At 66.3% G+C, this 22,763-nt stretch carries 21 protein-coding genes and 1 pseudogene; 20 read left to right on the forward strand and 2 right to left on the reverse strand.

Annotated elements, in window-relative coordinates; all coding sequences use genetic code 11:
• Nucleotides 1-35: 35 nt before the first annotated feature.
• Nucleotides 36-695 carry a TetR/AcrR family transcriptional regulator gene (locus K3M67_RS18480; protein WP_084438918.1) on the reverse strand — a complete coding sequence of 220 codons (660 nt, stop codon included), beginning with the start codon at nucleotides 693-695 and terminating at the stop codon, nucleotides 36-38.
• Nucleotides 696-956: 261 nt separating this feature from the next.
• Here K3M67_RS18480 and K3M67_RS18485 point away from each other — a divergent pair, with 261 nt between their 5' ends.
• The 20 genes and pseudogenes from K3M67_RS18485 to K3M67_RS18575 all read left to right on the forward strand — a co-directional run bounded on the left by K3M67_RS18485 (nucleotide 957) and on the right by K3M67_RS18575 (nucleotide 22,165).
• Nucleotides 957-2,015, forward strand: coding sequence for a MucR family transcriptional regulator (locus tag K3M67_RS18485; RefSeq protein WP_285833704.1), 1,059 nt, complete (start codon nucleotides 957-959; stop codon nucleotides 2,013-2,015).
• A 178-nt stretch (nucleotides 2,016-2,193) separates the two neighbouring features.
• Nucleotides 2,194-3,138 (forward strand): annotated as a pseudogene (locus K3M67_RS18490) (bile acid:sodium symporter family protein); the annotation flags it as partial.
• A 111-nt stretch (nucleotides 3,139-3,249) separates the two neighbouring features.
• On the forward strand, nucleotides 3,250-3,333 hold the full coding sequence (locus tag K3M67_RS21990) for a hypothetical protein (protein WP_502958925.1): 84 nt from the start codon (nucleotides 3,250-3,252) through the stop codon (nucleotides 3,331-3,333).
• Nucleotides 3,330-4,673 (forward strand): AtzE family amidohydrolase, encoded by a 1,344-nt coding sequence (locus K3M67_RS18495; protein ID WP_285833706.1) that lies wholly within the window; start codon nucleotides 3,330-3,332, stop codon nucleotides 4,671-4,673. Before K3M67_RS21990 ends, K3M67_RS18495 begins: the two co-directional genes overlap by 4 nt.
• Entirely contained in the window at nucleotides 4,670-6,037 is a 1,368-nt protein-coding gene (locus K3M67_RS18500) for an NCS2 family permease (RefSeq protein WP_066854836.1), read from the forward strand. Before K3M67_RS18495 ends, K3M67_RS18500 begins: the two co-directional genes overlap by 4 nt.
• Nucleotides 6,037-6,951 carry a 5'-methylthioadenosine/S-adenosylhomocysteine nucleosidase gene (locus tag K3M67_RS18505; RefSeq protein WP_066854839.1) on the forward strand — a complete coding sequence of 305 codons (915 nt, stop codon included), beginning with the start codon at nucleotides 6,037-6,039 and terminating at the stop codon, nucleotides 6,949-6,951. The genes K3M67_RS18500 and K3M67_RS18505 overlap by 1 nt, the downstream gene beginning before the upstream one ends.
• Nucleotides 6,951-8,528, forward strand: coding sequence for a gamma-glutamyltransferase family protein (locus tag K3M67_RS18510; protein WP_285833707.1), 1,578 nt, complete (start codon nucleotides 6,951-6,953; stop codon nucleotides 8,526-8,528). The genes K3M67_RS18505 and K3M67_RS18510 overlap by 1 nt, the downstream gene beginning before the upstream one ends.
• Nucleotides 8,522-9,757 carry an allantoate amidohydrolase gene (locus tag K3M67_RS18515; protein WP_285833708.1) on the forward strand — a complete coding sequence of 412 codons (1,236 nt, stop codon included), beginning with the start codon at nucleotides 8,522-8,524 and terminating at the stop codon, nucleotides 9,755-9,757. Before K3M67_RS18510 ends, K3M67_RS18515 begins: the two co-directional genes overlap by 7 nt.
• Nucleotides 9,687-10,994: a pyridoxal-phosphate-dependent aminotransferase family protein gene (locus K3M67_RS18520; protein ID WP_502958926.1), complete on the forward strand. Its 1,308-nt coding sequence runs from the start codon at nucleotides 9,687-9,689 to the stop codon at nucleotides 10,992-10,994. Before K3M67_RS18515 ends, K3M67_RS18520 begins: the two co-directional genes overlap by 71 nt.
• The gene (gene puuE, locus K3M67_RS18525) at nucleotides 10,991-11,866 is read left to right on the forward strand and encodes an allantoinase PuuE (RefSeq protein ID WP_066855323.1); all 876 of its coding nucleotides are present in this window, start codon (nucleotides 10,991-10,993) and stop codon (nucleotides 11,864-11,866) included. Before K3M67_RS18520 ends, puuE begins: the two co-directional genes overlap by 4 nt.
• On the forward strand, nucleotides 11,863-12,243 hold the full coding sequence (gene hpxZ / locus K3M67_RS18530; protein WP_066854852.1) for an oxalurate catabolism protein HpxZ: 381 nt from the start codon (nucleotides 11,863-11,865) through the stop codon (nucleotides 12,241-12,243). Before puuE ends, hpxZ begins: the two co-directional genes overlap by 4 nt.
• Entirely contained in the window at nucleotides 12,240-12,701 is a 462-nt protein-coding gene (uraD, locus tag K3M67_RS18535; RefSeq protein WP_285833710.1) for a 2-oxo-4-hydroxy-4-carboxy-5-ureidoimidazoline decarboxylase, read from the forward strand. Before hpxZ ends, uraD begins: the two co-directional genes overlap by 4 nt.
• Nucleotides 12,698-14,116, forward strand: a complete 1,419-nt coding sequence (locus K3M67_RS18540; RefSeq protein ID WP_285833711.1) for an FAD/NAD(P)-binding protein — start codon at nucleotides 12,698-12,700, stop codon at nucleotides 14,114-14,116. The genes uraD and K3M67_RS18540 overlap by 4 nt, the downstream gene beginning before the upstream one ends.
• A complete protein-coding gene (uraH, locus tag K3M67_RS18545) occupies nucleotides 14,113-14,442 on the forward strand; it encodes a hydroxyisourate hydrolase (RefSeq protein ID WP_285832969.1) in 330 nt (109 codons plus the stop codon). The genes K3M67_RS18540 and uraH overlap by 4 nt, the downstream gene beginning before the upstream one ends.
• 1 nt (nucleotide 14,443) lies before the next feature.
• Nucleotides 14,444-15,874, forward strand: coding sequence for a xanthine dehydrogenase small subunit (gene xdhA / locus K3M67_RS18550; protein ID WP_285832970.1), 1,431 nt, complete (start codon nucleotides 14,444-14,446; stop codon nucleotides 15,872-15,874).
• The gene (gene xdhB / locus K3M67_RS18555; protein WP_285832971.1) at nucleotides 15,867-18,176 is read left to right on the forward strand and encodes a xanthine dehydrogenase molybdopterin binding subunit; all 2,310 of its coding nucleotides are present in this window, start codon (nucleotides 15,867-15,869) and stop codon (nucleotides 18,174-18,176) included. The genes xdhA and xdhB overlap by 8 nt, the downstream gene beginning before the upstream one ends.
• On the forward strand, nucleotides 18,173-19,093 hold the full coding sequence (gene xdhC / locus K3M67_RS18560) for a xanthine dehydrogenase accessory protein XdhC (RefSeq protein WP_285832972.1): 921 nt from the start codon (nucleotides 18,173-18,175) through the stop codon (nucleotides 19,091-19,093). The genes xdhB and xdhC overlap by 4 nt, the downstream gene beginning before the upstream one ends.
• A complete protein-coding gene (guaD, locus tag K3M67_RS18565; RefSeq protein ID WP_285832973.1) occupies nucleotides 19,090-20,370 on the forward strand; it encodes a guanine deaminase in 1,281 nt (426 codons plus the stop codon). Before xdhC ends, guaD begins: the two co-directional genes overlap by 4 nt.
• 10 nt (nucleotides 20,371-20,380) lie before the next feature.
• On the forward strand, nucleotides 20,381-21,076 hold the full coding sequence (locus K3M67_RS18570) for an HAD family hydrolase (RefSeq protein WP_066855326.1): 696 nt from the start codon (nucleotides 20,381-20,383) through the stop codon (nucleotides 21,074-21,076).
• A 75-nt stretch (nucleotides 21,077-21,151) separates the two neighbouring features.
• Complete coding sequence (locus K3M67_RS18575; RefSeq protein WP_285832974.1) at nucleotides 21,152-22,165, forward strand: adenosine deaminase; 1,014 nt, start codon at nucleotides 21,152-21,154, stop codon at nucleotides 22,163-22,165.
• 6 nt (nucleotides 22,166-22,171) lie between these two features.
• On the opposite strand, the gene K3M67_RS18580 is transcribed toward K3M67_RS18575, so the two are convergent.
• The gene (locus K3M67_RS18580) at nucleotides 22,172-22,750 is read right to left on the reverse strand and encodes an LOG family protein (RefSeq protein ID WP_066854876.1); all 579 of its coding nucleotides are present in this window, start codon (nucleotides 22,748-22,750) and stop codon (nucleotides 22,172-22,174) included.
• Nucleotides 22,751-22,763: the final 13 nt, after the last annotated feature.

Below are 22,763 nucleotides of genomic sequence, written 5' to 3' on the forward strand. Positions count from 1 at the left end.
TAATTAGCCGTCGGCGATCTGGCAGGCAAGTCCAATCAGCGTCGACACCAGCTTTCGATCACGTCGATCACGCTCATGCGGCGGCGCGCCAGCGCCTTGGGCGAACTCATGTCGCGTTCGAAGCCATAGGAAAAGGTATAGCGGTTCGAAACATTGTAGAAGCAGAGGGCACTGATCGTCATGTGCAGTTCGACAGGGTCGATGCCTTCGCGAAACTGACCGCCGGCCACACCCCGCGCCATAATGCCGCGCAGATGATCGATGACCTTGCGATTACGTTCTTTGATACCCGGGATCTCGCCGACATGGGCACCCCGCAGAATGTTCTCGTTCATTACCAGCCGGACGAATTCTGGATGCTGGTTATGATAATCGAAGGTCGCACCAACGACATCGCGCAACGCCGCGTCGGGATCCAGATGATCGCGCCGATCGTCGGCATCCATCTCGCGCACGGCCGTGTAGGCCCGCTCCAGAACCGCGCGATACAACCCTTCCTTGCCGCCGAAATAATAATAGATCATCCGCTTGGAGGAATTGGTCCGTTCCGCGATCTCGTCGATCCGCGCACCGCTCAGTCCCTTGTCGGCAAATTCCGCCGTCGCAACCTCCAATATGTTGAAACGGGTTTCCTCTGCCTCCAACGCCCGCGAATTTCGTCCGACCTCATTCTTCGTAAGCGCGGCTTTGGCCACTTGCTCTTTTCCTTCGATCTGCTTTCTGCCGCCCGTCTCATAGCGGGCTTCTCTACTGCACTCCAGATGCGGCGCGGCATCTGTGACAGTGGATGGGGCACCGCTTGCCGAGACCGCCAACCAGACACGCGCGAGCACTGACGGGACGACAGATAGTCATTACCGAAACCATCGGCATGCCACGACTTGAGCCAGAACAGACGTCACGAGTAATAGACCTTTGCATTCCACGAACATTGCGATGGAAGCGAGGACCGAACGGTGTATCACAATCAACAAATGGACGATTTACATTTGATGCTGTGGCGCGCAAAAGGCTATCCTCCTCCGGCAAGGGTGCGCTCCATGGCAGAAGAAAAACCGTCCGATATCACGTCGCTTACCGTCCAGTTGCTCAGTGCTTTCGTCTCCAACAATTCTGTTCCCAGCGAAAGCCTTGCTGATCTCATCAAGTCGACGCGCGCTGCGTTGACGGAAGACACTGACAAGCCCACAGCCGATGGGGCACTGCCCGAACATGTGCCCGCCGTTTCAGTGCGCAAGAGCCTTGCTTCCGCTGACTTCATCCTCAGCTTGATCGACGGCAAGCCATACAAGACGTTGAAGCGTCACCTAGCAACCCATGGGCTGACACCTGCCGAGTATCGCGAGCGCTATAATCTGCCCAAAACCTATCCGCTTGTATCGAAGAGTTACTCGGAAGCACGGCGCGCGGTGGCCACGCGACTGGGCCTGGGCAGGAAGGCCGCGCCCGCGTCAGTCGATCAGGTCAGCGACACCTCAGAGACGGTCGAGATTCCAGCCGCAAAGGAAGCGGCGCCTGCCCGGGTGAATAAGCAACCTGCCACGTCCAAGCGCGCCCCGACAGCGACACCTTCCAAGACCGCACCCGGATCAATAACGGCAAACGCCAGGCCCGCTCCTCCCAAGAAGCGAGAAGCCAAAGCCAAGCCATCTGCCGCCACGGCAACAACCTCCTCTGTCGTAACGGAGGCGTCTTCAGCGGCGGCGACCGGCGTCGACAAAGTGTCGGCCGCCAATCGGAAAAAGGCGCAGACGGCGCCCGAAACGGCAACGAACGCCGCCTCCGTCGCCGCAACAAAGCCGCCGGCTTCGAGTAAGCTCGGCCGCAAGCGGCTTTCCATCCCGTTTGGCAAAGCGGGGACGGACCAGAAAGCGGAGACGCCCGGAACCACGAAGCCCAAAGCCACGCCCAAGAACGCCACCGCAAGGGCAAAGCCCGCGTCCAGGACAAAATCCTCGAAGTCGGCGCTCAAAGCGGCCAGCAGCGACGCGCCCGAGCCGGGCAACGGGGACTGATGCCCGCGCGGTGGCGCGCCTCCGGCAGGAGCGCCACCGCCCAGGCCAACGATCGAAAATTGCGCCACCTCGCCGCAAGCCGTTCTATTTTTTGCAACGATCCATTGAAGTCATTCTATTGGATCGGTAGGGACAAGGCAGGCATAAGGCCGCCATGGCGCGGCCGACCCTAACGTCCTTGCGGATAGACCCTTTCCTGCTTTGGCTGGTCTTCATGGTCGGAGGCGCGTCGCTCTTTCCAGTGACGGGCCAGGCTGCGGCATGGCTCGACATTCTTGCGGACCTGGCCGTCGCGCTTCTGTTTTTCCTCCACGGCGCCAAATTGTCGCGCGCCGCCATCATCCAGGGGGCAGGCAACTGGCGGCTGCACCTGCTGGTTCTTTGCTCCACCTACATGCTGTTTCCTGTAGCCGGAATCGCGCTCGCCACGCTGATGGACGAGTGGACAGACCCGGTGCTGCTGTCGGGCGTCCTCTACCTGACCCTCCTGCCATCGACCGTTCAATCATCGATCGCCTTCACGGCAATGGCGGGCGGGAATGTGGCCGCAGCGGTTTGCAGCGCGTCGCTTTCCAATCTGGTCGGCATCGTCCTCACGCCGCTGCTGGCAACCGCCATCCTGCATGTGGGCCGCAGCGGCGACGTGTCGGCCCTCCATTCGGTCCAGAGCATCGCCTTGCAATTGCTGGCCCCCTTTGCCGCGGGCCATCTGCTGCGTCCGCTGATCGGCGGCTGGATCGACCAGCGCAGGACCCTGCTGCTGCCGGTCGATCGGGGCGCCATTCTGCTGGTCGTCTATTCCGCCTTCAGCGCCGCCGTGACCGGCGGCATCTGGACAAAGGTCGGCGCTTGGGACCTGTTGCTGCTGCTTGCACTGAGCGCGCTCCTCCTGGCCGTCGTGATGGGCGTCAACATGGGCGCGACGCGCCTCTTGCGCCTCCCGCGCGAAGACGCGATCGTGCTGTTCTTCTGCGGGTCGAAGAAGAGCCTGGTATCGGGCGTGCCCATGGCTGGCGCCTTGTTTCCGGCCGCGCAGGTCGGCTTGCTGATCCTGCCGCTGATGATTTTCCATCAATTGCAGCTTTTCCTGTGCGCCGCGCTCGCCGCACGTTTCCGACGACAGGGAGACGCTGCTGCTGCTGCGCGCCCGGCAGCGGCATCAAGGGTACCCCGCAGCGAAGCGGACATCCAGCGCGCTTCAGCGGCCATCGGCCTGCCGATCAATGCCGAATCCATGCCCGGCGTGGTCGCCAACATGGCATTGCTGGATCGTCACGCCGACACTCTCCTTGGGCTTCGCGAAGAGGTGAAGCCATGATGGAAGCCGTCGCGATTGCCCAGGCCGTGCGCAGCGGTCGCGTGTCGGCCGCGCAGGTACTGGAACAATGCCTGTCGGCACTGGCGGAGCGGGAAGCTCCGCTATGCGCAGTGACCCGAACATTGCCGGACCGTGCCCGGAAGGATGCGGCGCGGGTTGACGCCGTCATCGCCGCAGGACGCGATCCAGGACCGCTGGCTGGCGTCCCCTATGGCGTCAAGGATCTGTTCGACATCGCCGGCCTGCCGACCACCGCCGGGTCCCGCCTCTATGCCGATGCACCGCCGGCCACTGGCGACGCCGAAGCCGTCAGGCGGCTGCACGCCGCCGGCGCGGTGCTGGTGGCGACGCTCAACATGGACGAGTTCGCCTATGGCTTCGCGACGATCAACGCGCGCCACGGCACGACGCGCAACCCGCATGATGTGCGCCGCCTCGCTGGCGGATCATCGGGCGGGTCAGCCGCCGCAGTCGCGGCCGGCCTTCTTCCCTTCTCGCTCGGGTCCGACACCAATGGGTCGATCCGCGTACCGGCCAGCCTGACCGGCCTCTATGGCTTCAAGCCCACGCATGGCGACCTGCCGATGGCCGGCGTCTTTCCGTTCGCCGACAGTTTCGACGATATCGGCCCCTTCACCCGATCGCTGGCCGACATGATCCTTATCTGGGAGGTGCTGAGCGGCCGATCCGCCGCCGTCTGCGGGGACACGCCGCTGCGTATCGCCCGGCTGGGCGGTCGCTTTGCGGAGAATGTCGATCCCGATCAGGTCGCCGCGATGACGGCGATCGCACCCGACGCCCCGGTCGTCGTGCTGCCCGACATCGCCCGCGCCCGCTCCGCCGCCTTCCTCATCACCGCCTGCGAAGGCGGACGGCTGCATCGCGCGGCGCTGGCGCGGGACGCCATGGCGTTCGATCCACAGGTGCGCGACCGGCTGACAGCCGGCGCGCTGCTGCCGGAAGGCTTGTACGAAGAGGCACAGGCATTCCGAGCCCGCCTCCGCGCGACGCTACTCGACCTGATCGCCCCCCATGACGTGCTGATCGCGCCCGCCACACCCTGCACCGCCCCCCCGGTCGACGATCCCCGCATCCTGATCGACGGCGCGATGACGCCGGCGCGCGCCGACCTTGGCATCCATACGCAGCCGATCAGCTTCATCGGCTTCCCTTCGCTCAGCATTCCGCTCTATCGTCCCGGACGGCTGCCATTGGGACTGCAACTGATCGGCAAACCAGGCGGCGAGCCGGCATTGTTCCGGCTGGCCGCCATGCTGGAGCAACAGGGAATTACCGGCGTAACAAGGCCGGAGCGCGCATATTCGGGGGACATTGCATGACGCAGCCGCACGTCGCGGATCTACAAGCGCCACAGGAACGGGCGGGAACATTGGACCGCTATTTCGCGCTCAGCGAGCGGGGCACCTCCGCACGCACGGAGGTGCTGGCCGGGATCACCACCTTTCTCACCATGGCCTATATCGTGCTGGTCAATCCGGCGATTTTGGGCGCGGCGGGAATGCCGGTGGCGTCGGTCGCGGCGGCCACCTGCTTCGCTGCCGCCTTCGCCTCGATCCTGATGGGCCTGACCGCCAATGTCCCGCTGGCGCTGGCCCCGGGCATGGGGTTGAACGCCTATTTCGCCTTCACCGTCGTGGGGCAGATGGGGGTGCCCTGGCCAGTCGCGCTGGGCTGTGTCTTCCTCTCCGGCGTCGCCTTCCTCATCCTGACGCTGACCGGCGTGCGGCAGTTGATCGTCGCGGTCATCCCGACCTATCTGTTCGCGGCGGTCGCCGGCGGCATCGGCCTGTTCATCGGCTTCATCGGCCTGAAGAATGCGGGCATCGTAGGCGCCAATCCCGCGACCTTCGTGGCGCTGGGCGACCTGAAAGCCCCCGGCGCGGCGCTGGCGCTGCTGGGATTGCTGCTGATCGGCACATTGAGCGTGTGGAATGTGCGCGGCGCGATGCTGATCGGCATCGTCGCCACCACGATCGTCGGCTGGCTGACCGGCATGGTGACGATCAGCCCCGAACCCTATAGCCTGGAAGCGCTGACCGGCACCGCCTTTCAGCTGGACCTGCCCGGCGTGTTCGGGTTGACCGGCAGCCATGGCCTGGGCCTGCTCGAAATCCTCTTCGTCTTCCTGTTCGTCGACCTGTTCGACAATATCGGCACGCTGGTCGCGGTTACGAAGCGCGCGGGGCTGATGGATGCGGCCGGGCGCATACCCGGCCTCAACCGTATCCTGACGACGGACGCGATCGCCACCATCGTCGGGTCGATGGCGGGGACCAGCACCGTCACTTCCTATGTCGAGAGCGCGGCGGGTGTGCAGGCAGGCGGGCGCACGGGCCTCACCGCCGTCGTCACCGGCATCCTCTTCCTCGCCACCATGTTCGTCGCCCCCTACGCCCAGCTGGTGCCGCTCGCGGCGACCGCGCCCGCGCTCATCATCGTCGGTGGCCTGATGCTGTTGCCGCTGACGGAGGTGGAATGGGAAGACCCGATGTCGGCCATTCCCGCCTTCCTGACCGTCGCGCTGATTCCGCTGACCTTCTCGATCGCCAATGGCCTGGCCTTCGGCATCACCGCCCATGCCGCCTTGAAGGCGCTGCGCGGCACGGCGACGCGCAAGGACTGGTTCCTGTTCCTGCTCGCAGGGCTGTTCGTCATACGCTTCGTCTGGATGGGAGCAGCCTGATGCGCCTCTTCGCCCTCGCCCTGCTGGCGCTCGTCCTCTCCTCCCCGGCGCTCGCGCGCAAGGCGGACAGCACGCCGCGCACCGTGGTCATGACCGCCTTCCTCCCCGAATGGGACGCGCTGGTGAAGTCGGTCGAAAAGCCTAGGCGGCATCAGATCAACGGCATGACCTTCCTGACCGGCAAGATGGCGGGGAAGCCGGTACTGCTGATGCAAAGCGGCGTCAGCATGGTTAACGCCGCGATGAACACGCAGTTGGTGCTGGACCGTTTCAATGTGCGGCGCATCGTCTTTTCCGGCATTGCCGGCGGGGTCGATCCCGGCCTGTCGATCGGCGACGTCATCGTGCCGCAGGACTGGGCGCAATATCTGGAGGTGTCCTTCGCCCGCCAGACCGGCGAGGGATGGAAGGCCCCGGAGACGGTCGATGCCAACGCACCCGCCAACTGGGGCATGATGTTCCCGCGCGGCGTGCGCATCGGCAATGCGACCGAGCCGGTGAAGCGCCATTACAGCTTCAGCGTCGATCCCGCGATGCTCGAACTGGCGCAGAAAGTGGCGAGCGATGTCAAGCTGGAGCGCTGCGTCCAGAATGAGGGCGCGCGCCCCGCCTGCCTGCCGCATGATCCCAAGATCGTCGTCGGCGGCACCGGGGTTTCGGCGGGCGTCTTCGCCGACAATGCCGAGTTCCGCGATTATCTGGGCAGCGCATGGAAGGCGCGGGTGCTGGACATGGAAAGCGCGGCGGTGGCCCAGGTCGCCTATGCCAATGGCGTACCGGCGATCGTTTTTCGCAGCCTCTCCGATCTTGCCGGCGGCGACGCGGGCGAGAACCAGATGGTCGCCTTCATGGCATTGGCCTCGGTCAACAGCGCGCATGTCGTGCGCGCCTTCGTCGCGGCGTTGCCTGACTGATGGCGCTGGCGACCATATCGGGCCGCAACGGCATGGTGACTGCGCCGCATCATCTGGCGAGCGCGGCGGGGCTGAGCGTGCTGCGCGATGGCGGCAACGCGGCGGAGGCGTGCGTCGCGGTCGCCGCTTGCCTGGCGGTGGTCTACCCGCACATGACCGGGATCGGCGGCGATGGCTTCTGGGTCATTCGCGAGCCGGACGGAAAGGTCCATGCGATCCATGGTTGCGGCGGCGCGGCGGGGAAGGCCGACCTGTCGCTCTATGCCGGGTTGCACGCGGTGCCAACGCGCGGGCCACTGGCGGCAAATACGGTGGCGGGGACGATTTCCGGCTGGGCGGCGGCGCTGGAGGGCGGCACGCTGCCGCTGGCGCGCCTGCTGCGCGATGCGATTGCCCATGCGCGAGCGGGCGTGACGGTCACGGCGGGCGGCGCGGGGATCGCAGCGGCCAAGGGCGTCGAGTTGCGCGGGCAACCCGGTGCCTATGCCGCGATCTTCGAGCCGGAAGGCCGACCGTTGCACCAGGGAGACCTGCTGCGCCAGTCGGCGCTGGCCGATACGCTTGAAAGACTCTCGGACGAGGGATTGGCGAGCTTCTACAATGGCGCGCTGGCGGCCGACATCGCCGCCGATCTGGCGGCGCTGGGTAGTCCCGTTTCCACTGCCGATCTCACCGCGCATCGGGCAACGCGGCCCGACCCGCTGCATGTCGGGATCAGGGGCGCGACCCTCCATAACAGCGCGCCGCCGACGCAGGGTTTTGCCTCGCTGCTGATCCTCGCCCTGTTCGACAGGCTGCACGCCGACGCCGCGGATGGCTTCGACCATGTCCATGGGCTGGTGGAGGCGACCAAGCAGGCCTTCCTGATCCGTGACGCGCATGTCGGCGACCCGGCCTTCCACGATTATGACTGGCAGGGATTGCTGGACGATCCCGCCGCGCTGGATGCGCTGGCGGCGCGGATCGATCCGGCCCGCGCCCTTCCATGGCCACAACCGCCGCAATGGGGCGATACCTGCTGGTTCGGGGCCGCCGATGGCGAGGGGCGCGTCGTGTCCTGCATCCAGTCCACCTATTTCGAGTTCGGATCGGGGCTGGTGCTACCGCGGACCGGCATCACGTGGCAGAATCGCGGAGCCAGCTTCCGGCTGGCGGGGAGCGGCTGGAACGCGCTCAAGCCCGGCCGCAAGCCCTTCCACACGCTGAACCCGGCGCTCGCCTGTTTCGATGACGGGCGGGTCATGGCCTATGGCACGATGGGCGGCGAGGGCCAGCCGCAGACGCAGGCCGCTTTGTTCACGCGCTACGCCCGCTATGGCGTCGACTTGCAGGAGGCTGTCAGCGCGCCGCGCTGGTTGCTGGGCCGGACATGGGGCGACCAGTCGACCACGTTCAAGCTGGAGGAGGGGTTCGACGACAGCCTTTACGCGAACCTCGCCGCCGCCGGTCATGATGTCGAGCGGGTCGGCCCGCTGACCGCGACCATGGGCCATGCCGGGGCAATCGTCCGCCATGGCGACGGGCTGCTGGAGGGCGCGACCGATCCGCGCAGCGACGGCGCTGTGGCGACATGGTGAGCGGCGGCGCGAGAGCAGTGGCGCGCTGCGACGCGCTGGGCGTGCCCCCCTATAGCGACATGGCGGGCGGCCTGTATCGCGGCTATCTGACCCCGGCCTACGCAGCGGCGCAGGCGGCGCTGGGCGGATGGATGGAAGAGGCCGGGATGGCCGTGTATTTGGACCCCGCCGCCAATCTCGTCGGCCGATATGAGGGGACCGATCCTTCGGCCTCCGCCCTGCTGATTGGCAGCCATCTCGACAGCGTGCGCAATGCCGGGCGATATGACGGGCCATTGGGGATCATGCTGGGTGTTGAGTCAGTTGACGCATTGCGTCGCGCCGGAAAGCGGATGCCCTTTCCGATCGAGGTCATCGCTTTCGGCGACGAGGAAGGGTCGCGCTTTCCCGCCGCCATGCTGACCAGCCGGGCGGTGGCCGGGACGCTGGAAGCGGCGGCGCTGGATCTGACGGACGGCGATGGCGTCGCGCTTGCGGATGCAGGCGTCGATGTCGGCACCTATCTCTCCGCCGCCCGCACGCCCGGTTCCACGCTGGCCTATCTGGAAGCGCATATCGAACAGGGTCCGGTGCTGGAGGCGCAGGGGCTGGCGCTCGGCACCGTCACTGGCATCGCGGCGCAATTGCGCTATCAGGTGACGCTCATGGGCACGGCCGGCCATGCCGGCACCACGTCGATGCCGTTGCGCCGAGACGCGCTGGCCGGGGCGGCGGAGGCGATGCTTGCAGTGGAGGCGCTCGCGCGCGAGGACAGTTCGGACCTTGTCGCCACGGTGGGACGGATCGACGCGCTGCCGGGTGCGGCCAATGTCATTCCTGGCGAGGTCCGCTTTACGCTCGATATCCGGTCGGGGGACCAGTCCCGGCGTGATCGCACGGCAGAGAATATCCTCGATGCCATAACCAGCATCGCGGACCGGCGCGGACTGGATTTCGCAGCGACGCTGGTCCACGACCTGCCCGCCAGTCCCTGTGATCCGCAACTCATGGACCTGATGGACGCAGCCATCGCCGGCACCGGACAGCCAGCCTTCCGCCTGGTATCGGGCGCCGGGCATGATGCGATGGTGATGGCGGCGCTCTGCCCGACCGCGATGCTGTTCATCCGCTGCAAGGACGGGATCAGCCACAATCCGGCCGAACATGTCGATCCCGCTGATGCGCAAGCCGCGTTGCAGGTTATGCTGGGCTTCATCGGAAAACTGGGAGAGACTTTTGTCGCCGCTTGATGCACCTCTGACTTCCGGCCTCTTCGGCGAGATCGACCCGCCCCAGCGGCTGCTGATGGGGCCGGGGCCGGTCAACGCCCATCCCCGCGTGCTGCGCGCCATGTCGGCCGACCTGCTGGGCCAGTTCGACCCGGAAATGACCGGCTATATGAACCAGGTCATGGCGCTCTATCGCCCGATCTTCGGCACGCAGAACCAGTGGACGATGCTGGTCGATGGCACCGCGCGCGCCGGGATCGAAGCAGCGCTGGTCAGCATCGTCGCGCCGGGCGACACCGTGCTGGTGGTCAATTTCGGCCGGTTCGGCCTGTTGCTCCAGGAGATTCTCGGCCGCATCGGCGCGGCAATCGAGAGGGTGGATGTGCCCTGGGGCGAAACCGTGCCCCTCGACGCCATTGCCGCAGCGATCGGACGGGTGCAGCCCAGGGTCGTCGCGACCATCCATGGCGATACCTCCACCACCATGGCGCAGCCGCTCGATGGGCTGGGCGATCTGTGCGCGGCGGCGGGGGCTTTGCTCTATGTCGATGCGACCGCGACGATCGGCGGAATGGAATTGGCGGCCGACCGCTGGGGCGCCGACATCGTCACCGGCGGCTTGCAGAAGTGCCTGGGCGGGCCTTCCGGGTCCGCGCCGATCACCATTTCCAACAAGGCTGCGGCGCTGATCCAGGGGCGCAAGCATGTCGAGGCGGGCATAAGGCGGGACGACATCATCGATGGCGCAGGGCCGCGCATCGGCTCCAACTATTTCGACCTCGCCATGATCATGGATTACTGGAGCGACAAGCGCCTCAACCATCATACCGAAGCGACCTCGATGCTCTATGCCGCGCGGGAATGTGCGCGGATCATGCTGGGGGAAGGGCTGGAGGCGCGCTACGCCCGCCATGCCGCTGCCGGCCGCGCGATGACGACCGGGCTGCGCGCCATGGGCCTCACCGTCTTCGGCGACGATGCCCATCGCATGACCAATGTGACGGGCGTGTTCATCCCGCAGGGCGTCGATGGCGAGCGGGTTCGCACGATGATGCGGGAGGCGTTCGAGATCGAGATCGGCACCGCCTTCGGCCCGCTCCAGGGGCGTATCTGGCGGATCGGCGCGATGGGTTATAATGCGATGCGGCACAAGGTGCTGATTACGCTGGGCGCGCTGGAGGCGTGCCTGCGGCGCGAGGGGCTCGCCCTGCCCGCAGGCGAAGCGGTGACGGCGGCGATGGAGGCATGGGACGCATGACCCCGCCCCGCGACCTGATCGGCTATGGCGCCACCCCGCCCGATCCGCGCTGGCCTGGCGGGGCGCGGGTCGCCGTGCAGTTCGTCGTCAACTATGAGGAGGGTGCGGAAAACAGCGTCCTTAACGGCGACAAGGGGTCCGAAGCCTTCCTGTCCGAAATGGTCGGCGCGCAGAGCCATCCCGACCGGGCGATGGCGATGGAGAGCCTTTATGAATATGGCAGCCGCGCCGGCTTCTGGCGGCTTCATCGGATGTTTACCGAGCACGGCCTGCCCGTCACGGTCTTCGGCGTGGCCAATGCGATGGCCATGAACCCGGCGGCCGTCGAAGCAATGCTGGCGGCCGATTGGGAAATCGCCAGTCACGGCCTCAAATGGATCGACTATCAAACGGTGCCCGAAGACGTGGAGCGGGCGCATATCGCGCAGGCCATCGCGCTGCACACCTGCCTGACCGGCGGCCGGCCCTTGGGCTGGTATCAGGGCCGCACATCGCCCAACACAGCCCGGCTGGTGCGGGAAGAAGGCGGCTTCGTCTATGATGCGGACAGCTATGCCGACGACTTGCCTTATTATAGCGAAGGCCAGCTGATCGTCCCCTATACGCTCGACGCCAACGACATGAAGATGGTCGCCTATAACGGCTTTACCGAGGGCGAGCAGTTCTTCCGCTATCTGCGCGACACGTTCGACCAGCTCCGTGAGGAAGGCGGGCGGATGATGTCGGTCGGCCTGCATGGCCGCATCGCCGGCCGCCCAGCCCGCGCCCGCGCGCTGGCCCGCTTCCTCGATCATGTGATCGACAGCGGTGACGCCTGGGTAGCGCGCCGCATCGACATCGCCCGCCACTGGATGGAGGTTCACCCCGCATGACCATCGACGATCCCGACCTGCTTGCCGAAATGACCGCCGCTTTCATGGAATATGAGCGCGCGCTGATGGAAGACGACATCCCCGCGATGGACGCCCTGTTCCATGATGCACCGACCACCAACCGCTATGGCGTGGGCGAAGTGCTTTACGGCATCGAAGAGATACGCGAATTCCGCAAGGGCCGTGGCGGATCGCCGCAGCGCAAGCTGGGGAAGGTGGCGATCACGGTTTACGGCGACAGCTTTGCCACGGCGGACGCCGAGTTCTTCCGCGAGAATAGCGACCGACGCGGCCGACAGACACAGAGCTGGGTCAAGTTCGCCGATGGCTGGAAGGTGGTGTCCGCGCACGTCAGCCTGGAGGGGAACACCCATTGACCGGCCCCAAACAGCCATTGTTCGAACATAGTCCCTGGATCGAGGCGCGGGCCGACGCGCGCCCCTCCTCTGGCGACCGATGGGCGGATTTGATGGCGGTCGTCCACAGCGCCAGCGGCGAAGAACAGCTTGCCCTGATCCGCGCGCATCCCGAACTGGCGGGCAAGGCGGCGATCGACCGGACATTGACCGACGCATCGGCGGCGGAACAGGCAAGCGCCGGCCTCGACCGCCTGACGCCAGAGGAATTTGCGCGCTTCCATGCGCTGAACGCCGCCTATCGCGAACGCTTCGGATTCCCCTTCATCATCTGCGTGCGGCTGACCGACAAGGCAGGTATATTAGCGGCCATGGAAGAGCGTCTGCGTCACGATCGGGACGAGGAGATCGCCACCGCCATCGCCCAGATCGGCGAGATCGTCCGCCTACGGCTTAAGGATATGGAGGCGGGAGCATGATCGGCCTGCCCGCCCTGGAAGCCGACCTCGCCCGCCAGCTGTCGCTGATCGGCTTTGGCGGACCGGACTGGACGCGCCCGCGCACGCACTCACAAGACCATGTCCATGATGTCGTGATCGTCGGCGGCGGGCAGAGCGGGTTGGCCGCAGCTTTCGGCCTGCTGCGCGAGCGCGTGTCCAACATCCTGGTTATCGACGAAAGCCCCGAAGGGCTGGAAGGACCGTGGGACAGCTATGCGCGGATGATCACGCTGCGCACGCCCAAGACGCTCAACCCCATCGACTTCGGCATTCCGGCGCTCACCTATCGCGCCTGGTGGGAGGCGCAGCATGGCGCGGCGGGCTGGGATGCGATCGACAAGATCGCGCGCGGCGACTGGATGGCGTATCTGCGCTGGTATCGGCGGGTGCTGGCGCTGCCGGTGCGCAACGAGACGCGGCTGACCCTGGTCGAGCCGCTGGGGGCTGGCCTTCACCGGCTGCATCTGGATGGACAGTCGCCGCTGCTGGCGCGCAAGGTCATATTGGCCACCGGCATCCAGGGCGGCGGCGAATGGCACACGCCCGCGATGATCCGCGACGCTCTGCCCCGCCACCTCTACGCCCACACCAGCGAGCCGATCGATTATGCCGCGCTCAAGGGCAGGCGGATCGGCATATTGGGCGGCGGCGCGTCAGCGTTCGACAATGCCCACGCGGCGCTGAGCCTCGGCGTGGCGGAGGCGCATGTCTTCATCCGGCGCAAGACTCTGCCGCGCATCAACCCGATCCGCTTCATGGAGCGGGTCGGCTTCACCGGACGCTATCCCGCTCTGGACGACGCGACCAAATATCGGGTGATGGCAAGCTTCCTGGGGCACAACCAGCCGCCCACCAACGACACGTTCGAGCGCGCGGTGGCCTGGCCCGGCTTCGCGCTGCATATGGGCGCACCATGGCTGAAAGTTGAACAGCGAAATGGACAGGTCTGCGTGTTGACGCCGCAGGGTGAAACCCCGTTCGATTTCGTGGTCCTGTCGACCGGACTGATCAGCGATCCCGGCCTGCGTCCCGAATTGCGGCTGGTGGCGGACCGGATCGCGCGCTGGGCCGATCGTTTCACCCCGCCCGCCGGCGAGGTCAATGCACTGATCGACGCCCATCCCTATCTCGGCGCGGGCTTCGAACTGCTGCCGCGCGACAACGGGGGCGGAGCGGCTTTGCATGGCCTGTTCGCTTTCAACTATTCGGCGCTCATCAGCCTGGGCTTGTCCGCCTCGGCGCTTTCAGGCTTGCAGACTGCCCTGCCCCGGCTGGTGCGCGGCGTCACCGACCAGCTGTTCCTGGATGACGGCGAGGCGCTGGTCGCCGACCTGATCGCCTATGACGAAGCGGAATTTGTCGGCCAATGGCCGCGTCAGGAGGCGGCGGAATGACCAGCCTTTCCACCCATATTCTTGACACTGCCCATGGCTGCCCGGCGCAAGGGGTGGCGTTGCACCTGCTAACGGCACAGGGCGCGCTGCTCTTCGCCGGCACGACCAACGCTGATGGGCGCTGCACCGGCCTGCCCCCGATCGAGCCGGGTCGCTACCGCCTGACCTTTGCGGTCGCCGCCTATTATCGGGCACGCGGAACGGACCTGGCCGAACCGCCGTTCCTGGACGTCGTAACTGTCGACTTCGGTGTCGCGGATGACGACCATTATCATGTCCCGCTGCTGGTATCGCCCTATGGCTATTCGACCTACCGGGGCAGCTGAGATGAACGGGGTGCGTTTCCTGCTGGACGGTGCGATCGTCGAAGTCGCCGACGTCGATCCCACCGCCACCCTGATCGACCATCTGCGCTATCGCATGGGCCGGACGGGCACGAAGGAGGGCTGCGCCGAAGGCGATTGCGGCGCCTGCACCGTGCTGGTGGGCGAACTGGACGGCGACGCGATCGCCTGGCGGGCGGTCAATAGCTGCATCCTCTTCCTGCCGATGCTGCAAGGCAAGGCGCTGCTGACGATCGAGGGCCTGGGGTGCGACACCGCGCTCAATCCCTTGCAGGCTTGCATGGCGGCAAACGGCAGTTCGCAATGCGGCTTCTGCACCCCTGGCTTCGTCATGTCGCTGCATGGCCGCTGCATCGGCGCGCGCGGCCATGACCTGCCGGTCGCCGATGTGCTGGCGGGCAATCTGTGCCGCTGCACCGGCTATGGCCCGATATTGGAAGCGGCGGAGACGGTGACTGCGCTACCGCGAGACGATCGCGCGACAATCGCGACGCTCAAGGCGATCGTTTCGGATGAGACGATGTCCGGCAGCCTTGCCGATCGGCGCTGGTTCATCCCCCGCACCGTCGAGGCGCTGGCCGACCTGCTTGCGGCGCATCCCGACGCACGGCTGGTCGCTGGGGCGACCGATGTCGGCCTGTGGGTGACGAAGGGGCTGCAAACGCCGGAGACGCTGATCTTCATCGGCGACATCAGGGAATTGCAGGGAATCGAGGAAGGGCAGGATGGCGTGACCATCGGCGCGGGCGTGCGCTATGCCGATGCCCATGCCGCCTTCGCGCGGCTCCACCCGGACATGGGCGAGCTGGTGCGGCGGATCGGCGGCTTGCAGATGCGCAATGCCGGCACGATCGGCGGCAATATCGCCAACGGGTCGCCGATCGGCGACGGGCCGCCAGCGCTGATCGCGCTGGGCGCAAGTCTTACGCTGCGCAGCGCGATGGGGCGGCGGACGATCGCGCTGGAGGATTATTTTCTGGCCTATGGGCAGCAGGACCGGCGACCGTTCGAGTTTGTCGAGAGCATATATGTGCCGCATCCCGACCCCCGCGACATCATCCTGATCGGCAAATTGTCGCGCCGGTTCGACAGCGATATTTCGGCGGTGTGCGGCGCGATCCGGTTGCGGATGGACGGCGCTCATATCGTGGAAGCACGGGTCGCTTTTGGCGGCATGGCCGCGACGCCGCGCCGCGCCCTGGCCTGCGAGACGGCGCTGGCCGGCCAGCCTTTGACGCAAGCAACGATCGCAACCGCTGCTGCGGCTCTGAGCGTGGATTATAGACCGCTCAGCGATGTGCGCGGCAGCGCCGCCTACCGGATCGAGGCGGCGGCGAGCCTGTTCTGGCGGCTCTGGCATCGGGAGGCTGGGGCACCGGTGTCTCTGCTGGCGCTGGAGGCGGAACATGGCTGAGCACGATGCCGTCCGGCTGGCGCTGGCAAAGCCCTCCAACCCGCATGACAGTGCGGCGCTGCATGTGAGCGGCCTCGCCCGCTATGCCGACGACCTGCCCGAACCGGCAGCGATGCTGCACCTGGCTTTCGGCCAGAGCCAAGAGGCCCATGCGCGCATCACCGCCATGGACCTGTCCGCCGTGCGCGCCGCACCGGGTGTGGTCGCAGTCTATACCGCTGCCGACATTCCGGGGGCCAATGATGTCAGCCCGGTTGCAGGCGACGACCGGCTGCTGGCGGATGGCGATGTGCTGTATGTCGGCCAGCCCATCTTTCTGGTTGCCGCGACCAGCCAGCGCGCCGCGCGGCAAGCAGCGCGGCTGGGACGAGTCGATTATGAACGGCTGCCCGCGCATCTGACCATCGCCGATGCCCGCGCCGCCGCGTCGCTCATCGAACCGACCCAGCGCATGGCGCGAGGCGACGCCGCCGCCGCACTGGCCGACGCCCCGCATCGCCTGACTGGCGGCTTCGACATGGGCGGGCAGGATCATTTCTATCTGGAGGGGCAGGTCGCCATCGCGACGCCGGGCGAGGATGGGCAGATGCATGTCCTGTCCTCCACCCAGCATCCCAGCGAAGTGCAGCATCTGGTCGCGCATATGCTTCATCGCGCCTCCGCCGATGTGACGGTCGAAGTGCGGCGCATGGGCGGCGCGTTCGGCGGCAAGGAGACGCAGGCCGCTCTCTTTGCCGCCGCTGCTGCCCTCGTGGCGCACAAGACCGGACGCCCCGCCAAGTTCCGCTGCGACCGCGACGACGACATGGTGATGACCGGAAAGCGCCATGACTTCCGGGTCGATTATGAAGCGGGCTTCGATGCGGAAGGCCGAGTGCTGGCGCTCAAGCTGCGCCTCGCCTCTCGCTGCGGCGCGACGGTGGACCTGTCGCCCGCGATCAACGACCGGGCGATGTTCCATGTCGATAATTGCTATCATCTGCCTGCGGTCGAGATCGTCTCGGAGCGGCTCAGGACCCACACCGTCTCCGCCACCGCCTTTCGCGGGTTCGGCGGGCCGCAGGGGATGCTGGCGATCGAGCGGATCATGGACGACGTCGCCGCGCTTCTGCGGATCGATCCGCTCAATGTGCGGATCGCCAATCTCTACGGCCCCGGCCGCGACGTCACGCCCTATGACATGCAGGTGGTCGACAATATCGCGCCGCGGCTGATCGTGCGGCTGCGCGCCGATGCCCGTTACGATGCGCGGCGGGAAGCGATCGCCACCTTCAACGCCAGCAATCCGGTGCTCAAGAAGGGCATCGCACTGACCCCGGTCAAGTTCGGGATCAGCTTCACCACCACCCACCTGAACCAGGCCGGCGCGCTGGTCCATGTCTATGCCGACGGCAGCATCCAGATCAATCATGGCGGCACCGAGATGGGTCAGGGCCTCTATGTCAAGGTAGCGCAGGTGGTGGCAGACGTGTTCGCTGTGCCGGTGGGCCAAGTGCGTATCACCGCGACGCGAACGGACAAGGTTCCCAATACGTCTGCCACTGCGGCCTCCTCGGGCGCCGACCTCAACGGCATGGCGGCCTATAATGCCGCGATGACGATCCGCGAGCGGCTGACCGACTTTACCGCGCGGAGCTTTGGCTGTGACCCCGAGGAGGTGCGTTTCGCACATGGCGAGGTGCAGATCGGCACCGAACGGCTGGGCTTCGGCGACCTGTGCCGCAAGGCACATATGGGGCGCGTCTCGCTGTCCTCCACCGGCTATTATGCCACGCCCGACATTGCCTATGACCGGGCCGCGCATAAAGGTCGACCCTTCTACTATTTCGCCTATGGCGCGGCGGTGGCGGAAGTCGCCGTCGACACACTGACCGGCGAGCATCGGGTGCTGGCAGTCGACATATTGCACGATGTCGGCAACTCGCTGAACCCGGTGATCGACATCGGCCAGATCGAGGGCGGCTTCCTCCAGGGACAGGGCTGGCTCACCACCGAGGAACTGGTGTGGGATGACAAGGGCCGGCTGCTCACCCATTCCCCCGCCACCTACAAGATCCCGACCGCGTCGGACCGGCCGCGCCATCTGTCGATCCAGCTGTGGAACGGCGAGAATGTCCAGCCGACGATCAACCGCTCCAAGGCGGTGGGAGAGCCGCCCTTCATGCTGGCCATCTCGGTCTTTTCCGCGCTGACGCAGGCGATCGCCGCCACCGCGCCGGAGCGGCGCGCCTTGCCCCCGCTCGACGCGCCGGCGACCCCCGAACGCATATTGCGCGCCATCGCAGGCCATCGCGCCGCATGAGCGACTGGCTGGCATGGCTGCGGGAGGTAGCCACGCAGGAACCGGCGGCGCTGGTGAGCGTGCTGGCGAGCGAGGGGTCGGCACCACGCGGCGCCGGGACGCGGATGCTGGTGACTGCCGACCGGCTGTTCGGGACGATCGGCGGCGGGCAGCTGGAGCATCGCGCGATCGAGCAGGCCCGTGCCATCATGGCGCTGCCGCCGGGCAGTTGGCGGGTCCAGGACTATCCGCTGGGACCATTGCTGGGCCAATGTTGCGGCGGGCGGGTGCGGCTGCTGATCGAGCATGTCGATGCCGCGGCGCTGGGCTGGCTGGCCGATGCGGCGGAGGAGCGGGTGCTGGTCTCCACGCTCACATCCGGCCGGATCGCGCGCCATGTCAGCGCGCAGGCTATCCCAACGCCGCTGTCGGCGCGGGGCGACCGGCCGCGCGAGGGCGCGACCTTCGTCGAGATGATCGGGCAGCGTCGCCGATCGCTCTATCTGTTCGGCGCGGGCCATGTCGGCCAGGCGATCGCCCGCCATGCGCAGGCTTTGCCCTTCCGGCTCGCCTGGTTCGATACGCGGCCGCTGTTCGAGACGATCGACGGCGTCGCAATCGTGCCGGAAGACGCGATCGCGCAGTGCGTCGCCGAGGCGCCGGAGGATGCGGCGATGCTGATCCTGACCCATGACCATGCGCTCGACTATCAGTTGACCCGCGCGGCGCTGGAGCGGGAGCCGATCGCCTTTGTCGGGTTGATCGGATCGCAGACCAAGCGGGCGCGCTTCCACAATCGGCTGGAGCGCGACGGCGTGGCCGATACAGCGCGCGCGCGGCTGACCTGCCCGATCGGCGTCACCGGCGTCACCGGCAAGGAGCCGGACGTCATCGCCATCGCGGCGCTGGCCCAATTGCTGCAACTGGAGCGGCCATGACCGTTCGAGCCTTTCGCGGCGAAATAGTGTCGGTGCCGCATGATCCGGCGACGCATCCCGATCCGGTGCGGCATGAGCCGGACGGGCTGCTGGTCGTGGAGGACGGGATCATCGTCGCGCGCGGCGCCTATGCCGATCTCGCGCCGCTTCATCCGGGCATAGCGGTCGAGACGCTGCCGGGGCTGATCGTGCCGGGCTTCATCGACGCCCATGTCCATTATCCGCAGATGGACCGGATCGCTTCCCATGGCGAGCAACTGCTCGACTGGCTCGACCGGCATATCTTCCCGGCGGAAAAGGCGTTCGCCGATCGTGCTCATGCCGACCAGGTCGCCGGGCTGTTCCTGGACGAACTGCTGCGCCACGGCACGACCAGCGCGCTGGTCTTTCCGACAGTCCATGCCCATTCGGTCGATGCGCTGTTCGATGCGGCGTGCAAGCGCAACATGCGGGTCATTTCGGGCAAGGTGCTGATGGATCTGGGGCCGGAGGGGCTGGCCGACACGGTGGAAACGGCACGCGGCGAGAGCGAGGCGTTGATCCGCCGTTGGTGCGGCACGGGGCGGCTGGGTTACGCCGTGACACCCCGCTTTGCACTCACTTCGTCCGACGCCCAATTGCATGTCGCGGGCGCATTGCTCGACGCGCATCCAGACGCATTGCTGCACACCCATCTCGCTGAGAATGTGCGCGAATGTGCGGAGGTGGCTGCGCGTTTTACAAACGCCATAGACTATCTCGATGCCTATGATCGCTTCGGGCTGGTCGGCGCGCGGTCGGTGTTTGCCCATGGCGTCCATCTGTCCGATCGCGCCTGCGCGCGGATGCGGGAGAGTGACGCGGGGATCGCGGTCTGCCCGACGTCCAACCTGTTCCTGGGATCGGGTTTTTTCGACTTCAGCCAAGCGGCGCGGCATGGGTTGAAGCTCGGCCTTGGCACCGATGTCGGGGCGGGCACCAGTTTTTCGATGCTCCACACCGCCGGGGTCGCCTATCAGGCGGGGCTGATGCGCGGACATCGGCTCGATCCCTTCCGCGCACTCTATCTCGCGACGGCGGGCAGCGCGGCTTTGCTGCATATCGGCGACAAGGTCGGCGGGCTGCTGCGGGGGCAGGAGGCGGACTTTGTGGTGCTGGACCCGGGCGCCACGCCGCTGCTGGCGCGGCGCACGGCGGGCGCGGACCTTGCCGAACGGCTTTTCGCATTGCAGATATTGGGCGACGACCGGGCGGTCGCGGCCACCTATGTTCTGGGGGCGCGCGTCGCCCGCGCATGATGGAACGGACATGACGATCAAGCTCATCTGCCTCGATGCCGACGACACGCTCTGGCACAATATGCGTCATTTCAACGCGACCGAAGAAGCGCTGGTGGCGATGTTGAAACCCTTCGCTGAGGATTCCGTCACCCGCGACCGGCTCATCACCTGCGAGACGCGCAATCTCAAACTCTATGGCTATGGCGCCAAGGGCTTTACGCTGTCGATGATCGAGACGGCGGTCGAACTGGCGGGAGACAATCTTTCCAAGTCGCTGGTCGCCGACATTCTCGCTGCCGGGCGTACCCTGCTCGCCCATCCGGTCGAGCTGTTCGACGATGTGCTGGAAACGCTGGAGGCGCTGTCGCATCTGGGCAAGGTCGTGCTGGTGACGAAGGGTGACCTGCTGCACCAGGAAAGCAAGCTGGCAGCGTCGGGCCTGGGCGACCTGTTCAGCGGAATCGAGATCGTCAGCGACAAGAAGCCGGACACCTTCACCCGCATCTTTGCCCAATATGGCGTCGCGGCGGAGGAAGCGGTGATGGCGGGCGATTCGCTGCGATCGGATATCAATCCCGCGCTGGAGGCGGGCGCATGGGCCGCTTATATTCCGCAGGAAGGCGCCTGGGCGCATGAAATGGGCCGGGTGCCCGAGGATCATCCGCGCTTCCGCCTGCTCGACCGGCTGGGCGATCTGCCGGATTGGGTCCGGTCGATCCTTTGATGCGCGCATTGCGGCAACGCGCCGTCGCCCGGATTGCATTTGCGGGCGATGACCGGCCCGCCTAGAGTCGATGCCATGACCGATCTCGACGCCTTCATCGCCGGCCTGCCCAAGGCCGAACTCCATCTGCACATCGAGGGGAGCCTGGAGCCGGAACTGATGTTCGCCCTCGCCCGGCGCAATGGCGTCGCGATCCCCTATGCGGATGTGGAGGCGGTGCGCGCCGCCTATGCCTTCGGCAATCTCCAGGATTTCCTCGACATCTACTATGCCGGGGCGGACGTGCTGCGGACGCGGCAGGATTTCCATGACCTTGCCGCCGCCTATTTCGATCGCGCGGCGGCCGACGGCGTGGTCCATGCCGAGATCATGTTCGATCCGCAGACCCACACGGCGCGCGGTATCGCCTTCGCCGAGGTGGTTGAGGGGCTGCTTTCCGCCTGTGCCGAGGCGCAAGCACGGCATGGCATGACCAGCCTGCTCATCCTCAGCTTCTTGCGCCACCTGAGCGAGGAAGAGGCTTTCGCGACGCTTGCGGAGGCGGAGCCGTGGCTCGACCGGATCGCGGCGGTCGGCCTTGATTCATCGGAAATGGGCCATCCGCCCGAGAAATTTGCCCGCGTGTTCGCTGCCGCCGCCGACAAGGGGCTGCGCCTCGTTGCCCATGCCGGAGAAGAAGGGCCGCCCGCCTATGTTTGTCAAGCACTCGACCTGCTGAAGGTCGACCGGATCGACCATGGCAATCGCGCGCTGGAGGATGCGGCTCTTGTCGAGCGCCTGGCGCGCGAGGGCATGACCCTGACCGTCTGCCCCCTCTCCAACCTCAAGCTCTGCGTGATCGACGCGATCGAAGATCACCCGATCGACCAGATGCTGGCACTGGGCCTCAAAGCCACGGTCAATTCGGACGACCCGGCCTATTTCGGTGGCTATATCGCGGACAATTATCGCGCCGTGGCACGCGCGCGCGGGCTGGACCGGGAAGCGCTGGGCCGCCTTGCGCGCAACAGCTTCACCGGCTCCTTCCTGCCGGAGGAGGCGGTGGCGGCGCATCTGGCCCGACTGGACGCCTATCTGGCGACGCCCTGACCAGCCTCACACATCATCGTCGCCCAGCCAATGTTCGGTGCGGGGCGGCAGATATTGGGCGATGCGGTCGAGCATCACTTCGGGATCGCGCTCGATCAGAAGCATCGCGCGATGTTCGGGTTTCAGGAAGCCCTCCGCCACGACATGGTCGATGAAGCCCGACATGCCGCTGTAGAAGCCGTTGACGTCCAGCATCCCGACCGGCTTTTCATGATAGCCAAGCTGGGACCAGCACCAGGCCTCGAACATTTCCTCGAACGTGCCGATGCCGCCGGGCAGCGTCACGAAGCCGTCCGCGAGCTTGGCCATCAGTGCCTTGCGCTGATGCATGGTCTGGACGACATGCAGTTCGCTGATCCCCTGATGGTCATGCTCGCGCGCGCGCAGCGCTTCGGGAATGACCCCTATCACCTCGCCGCCCGCCGCGCAGGCCGCATCGGCGACCACGCCCATCAGCCCGACCGTGCCGCCGCCATAGACCAGGCCAATGCCGCGCTTCGCCAGCAGGGTGCCGAAGGCTTCGGCCGCCTCGCGATAGATAGGCAGCCGCCCCGGCGAGGAACCGAGGAAGACGCAGATCCGCATCCGCCCGTCTCTC

The sequence above is a fragment of the Sphingobium sp. V4 genome (genome assembly GCF_029590555.1).
Classification (GTDB): Bacteria; Pseudomonadota; Alphaproteobacteria; order Sphingomonadales; family Sphingomonadaceae; genus Sphingobium.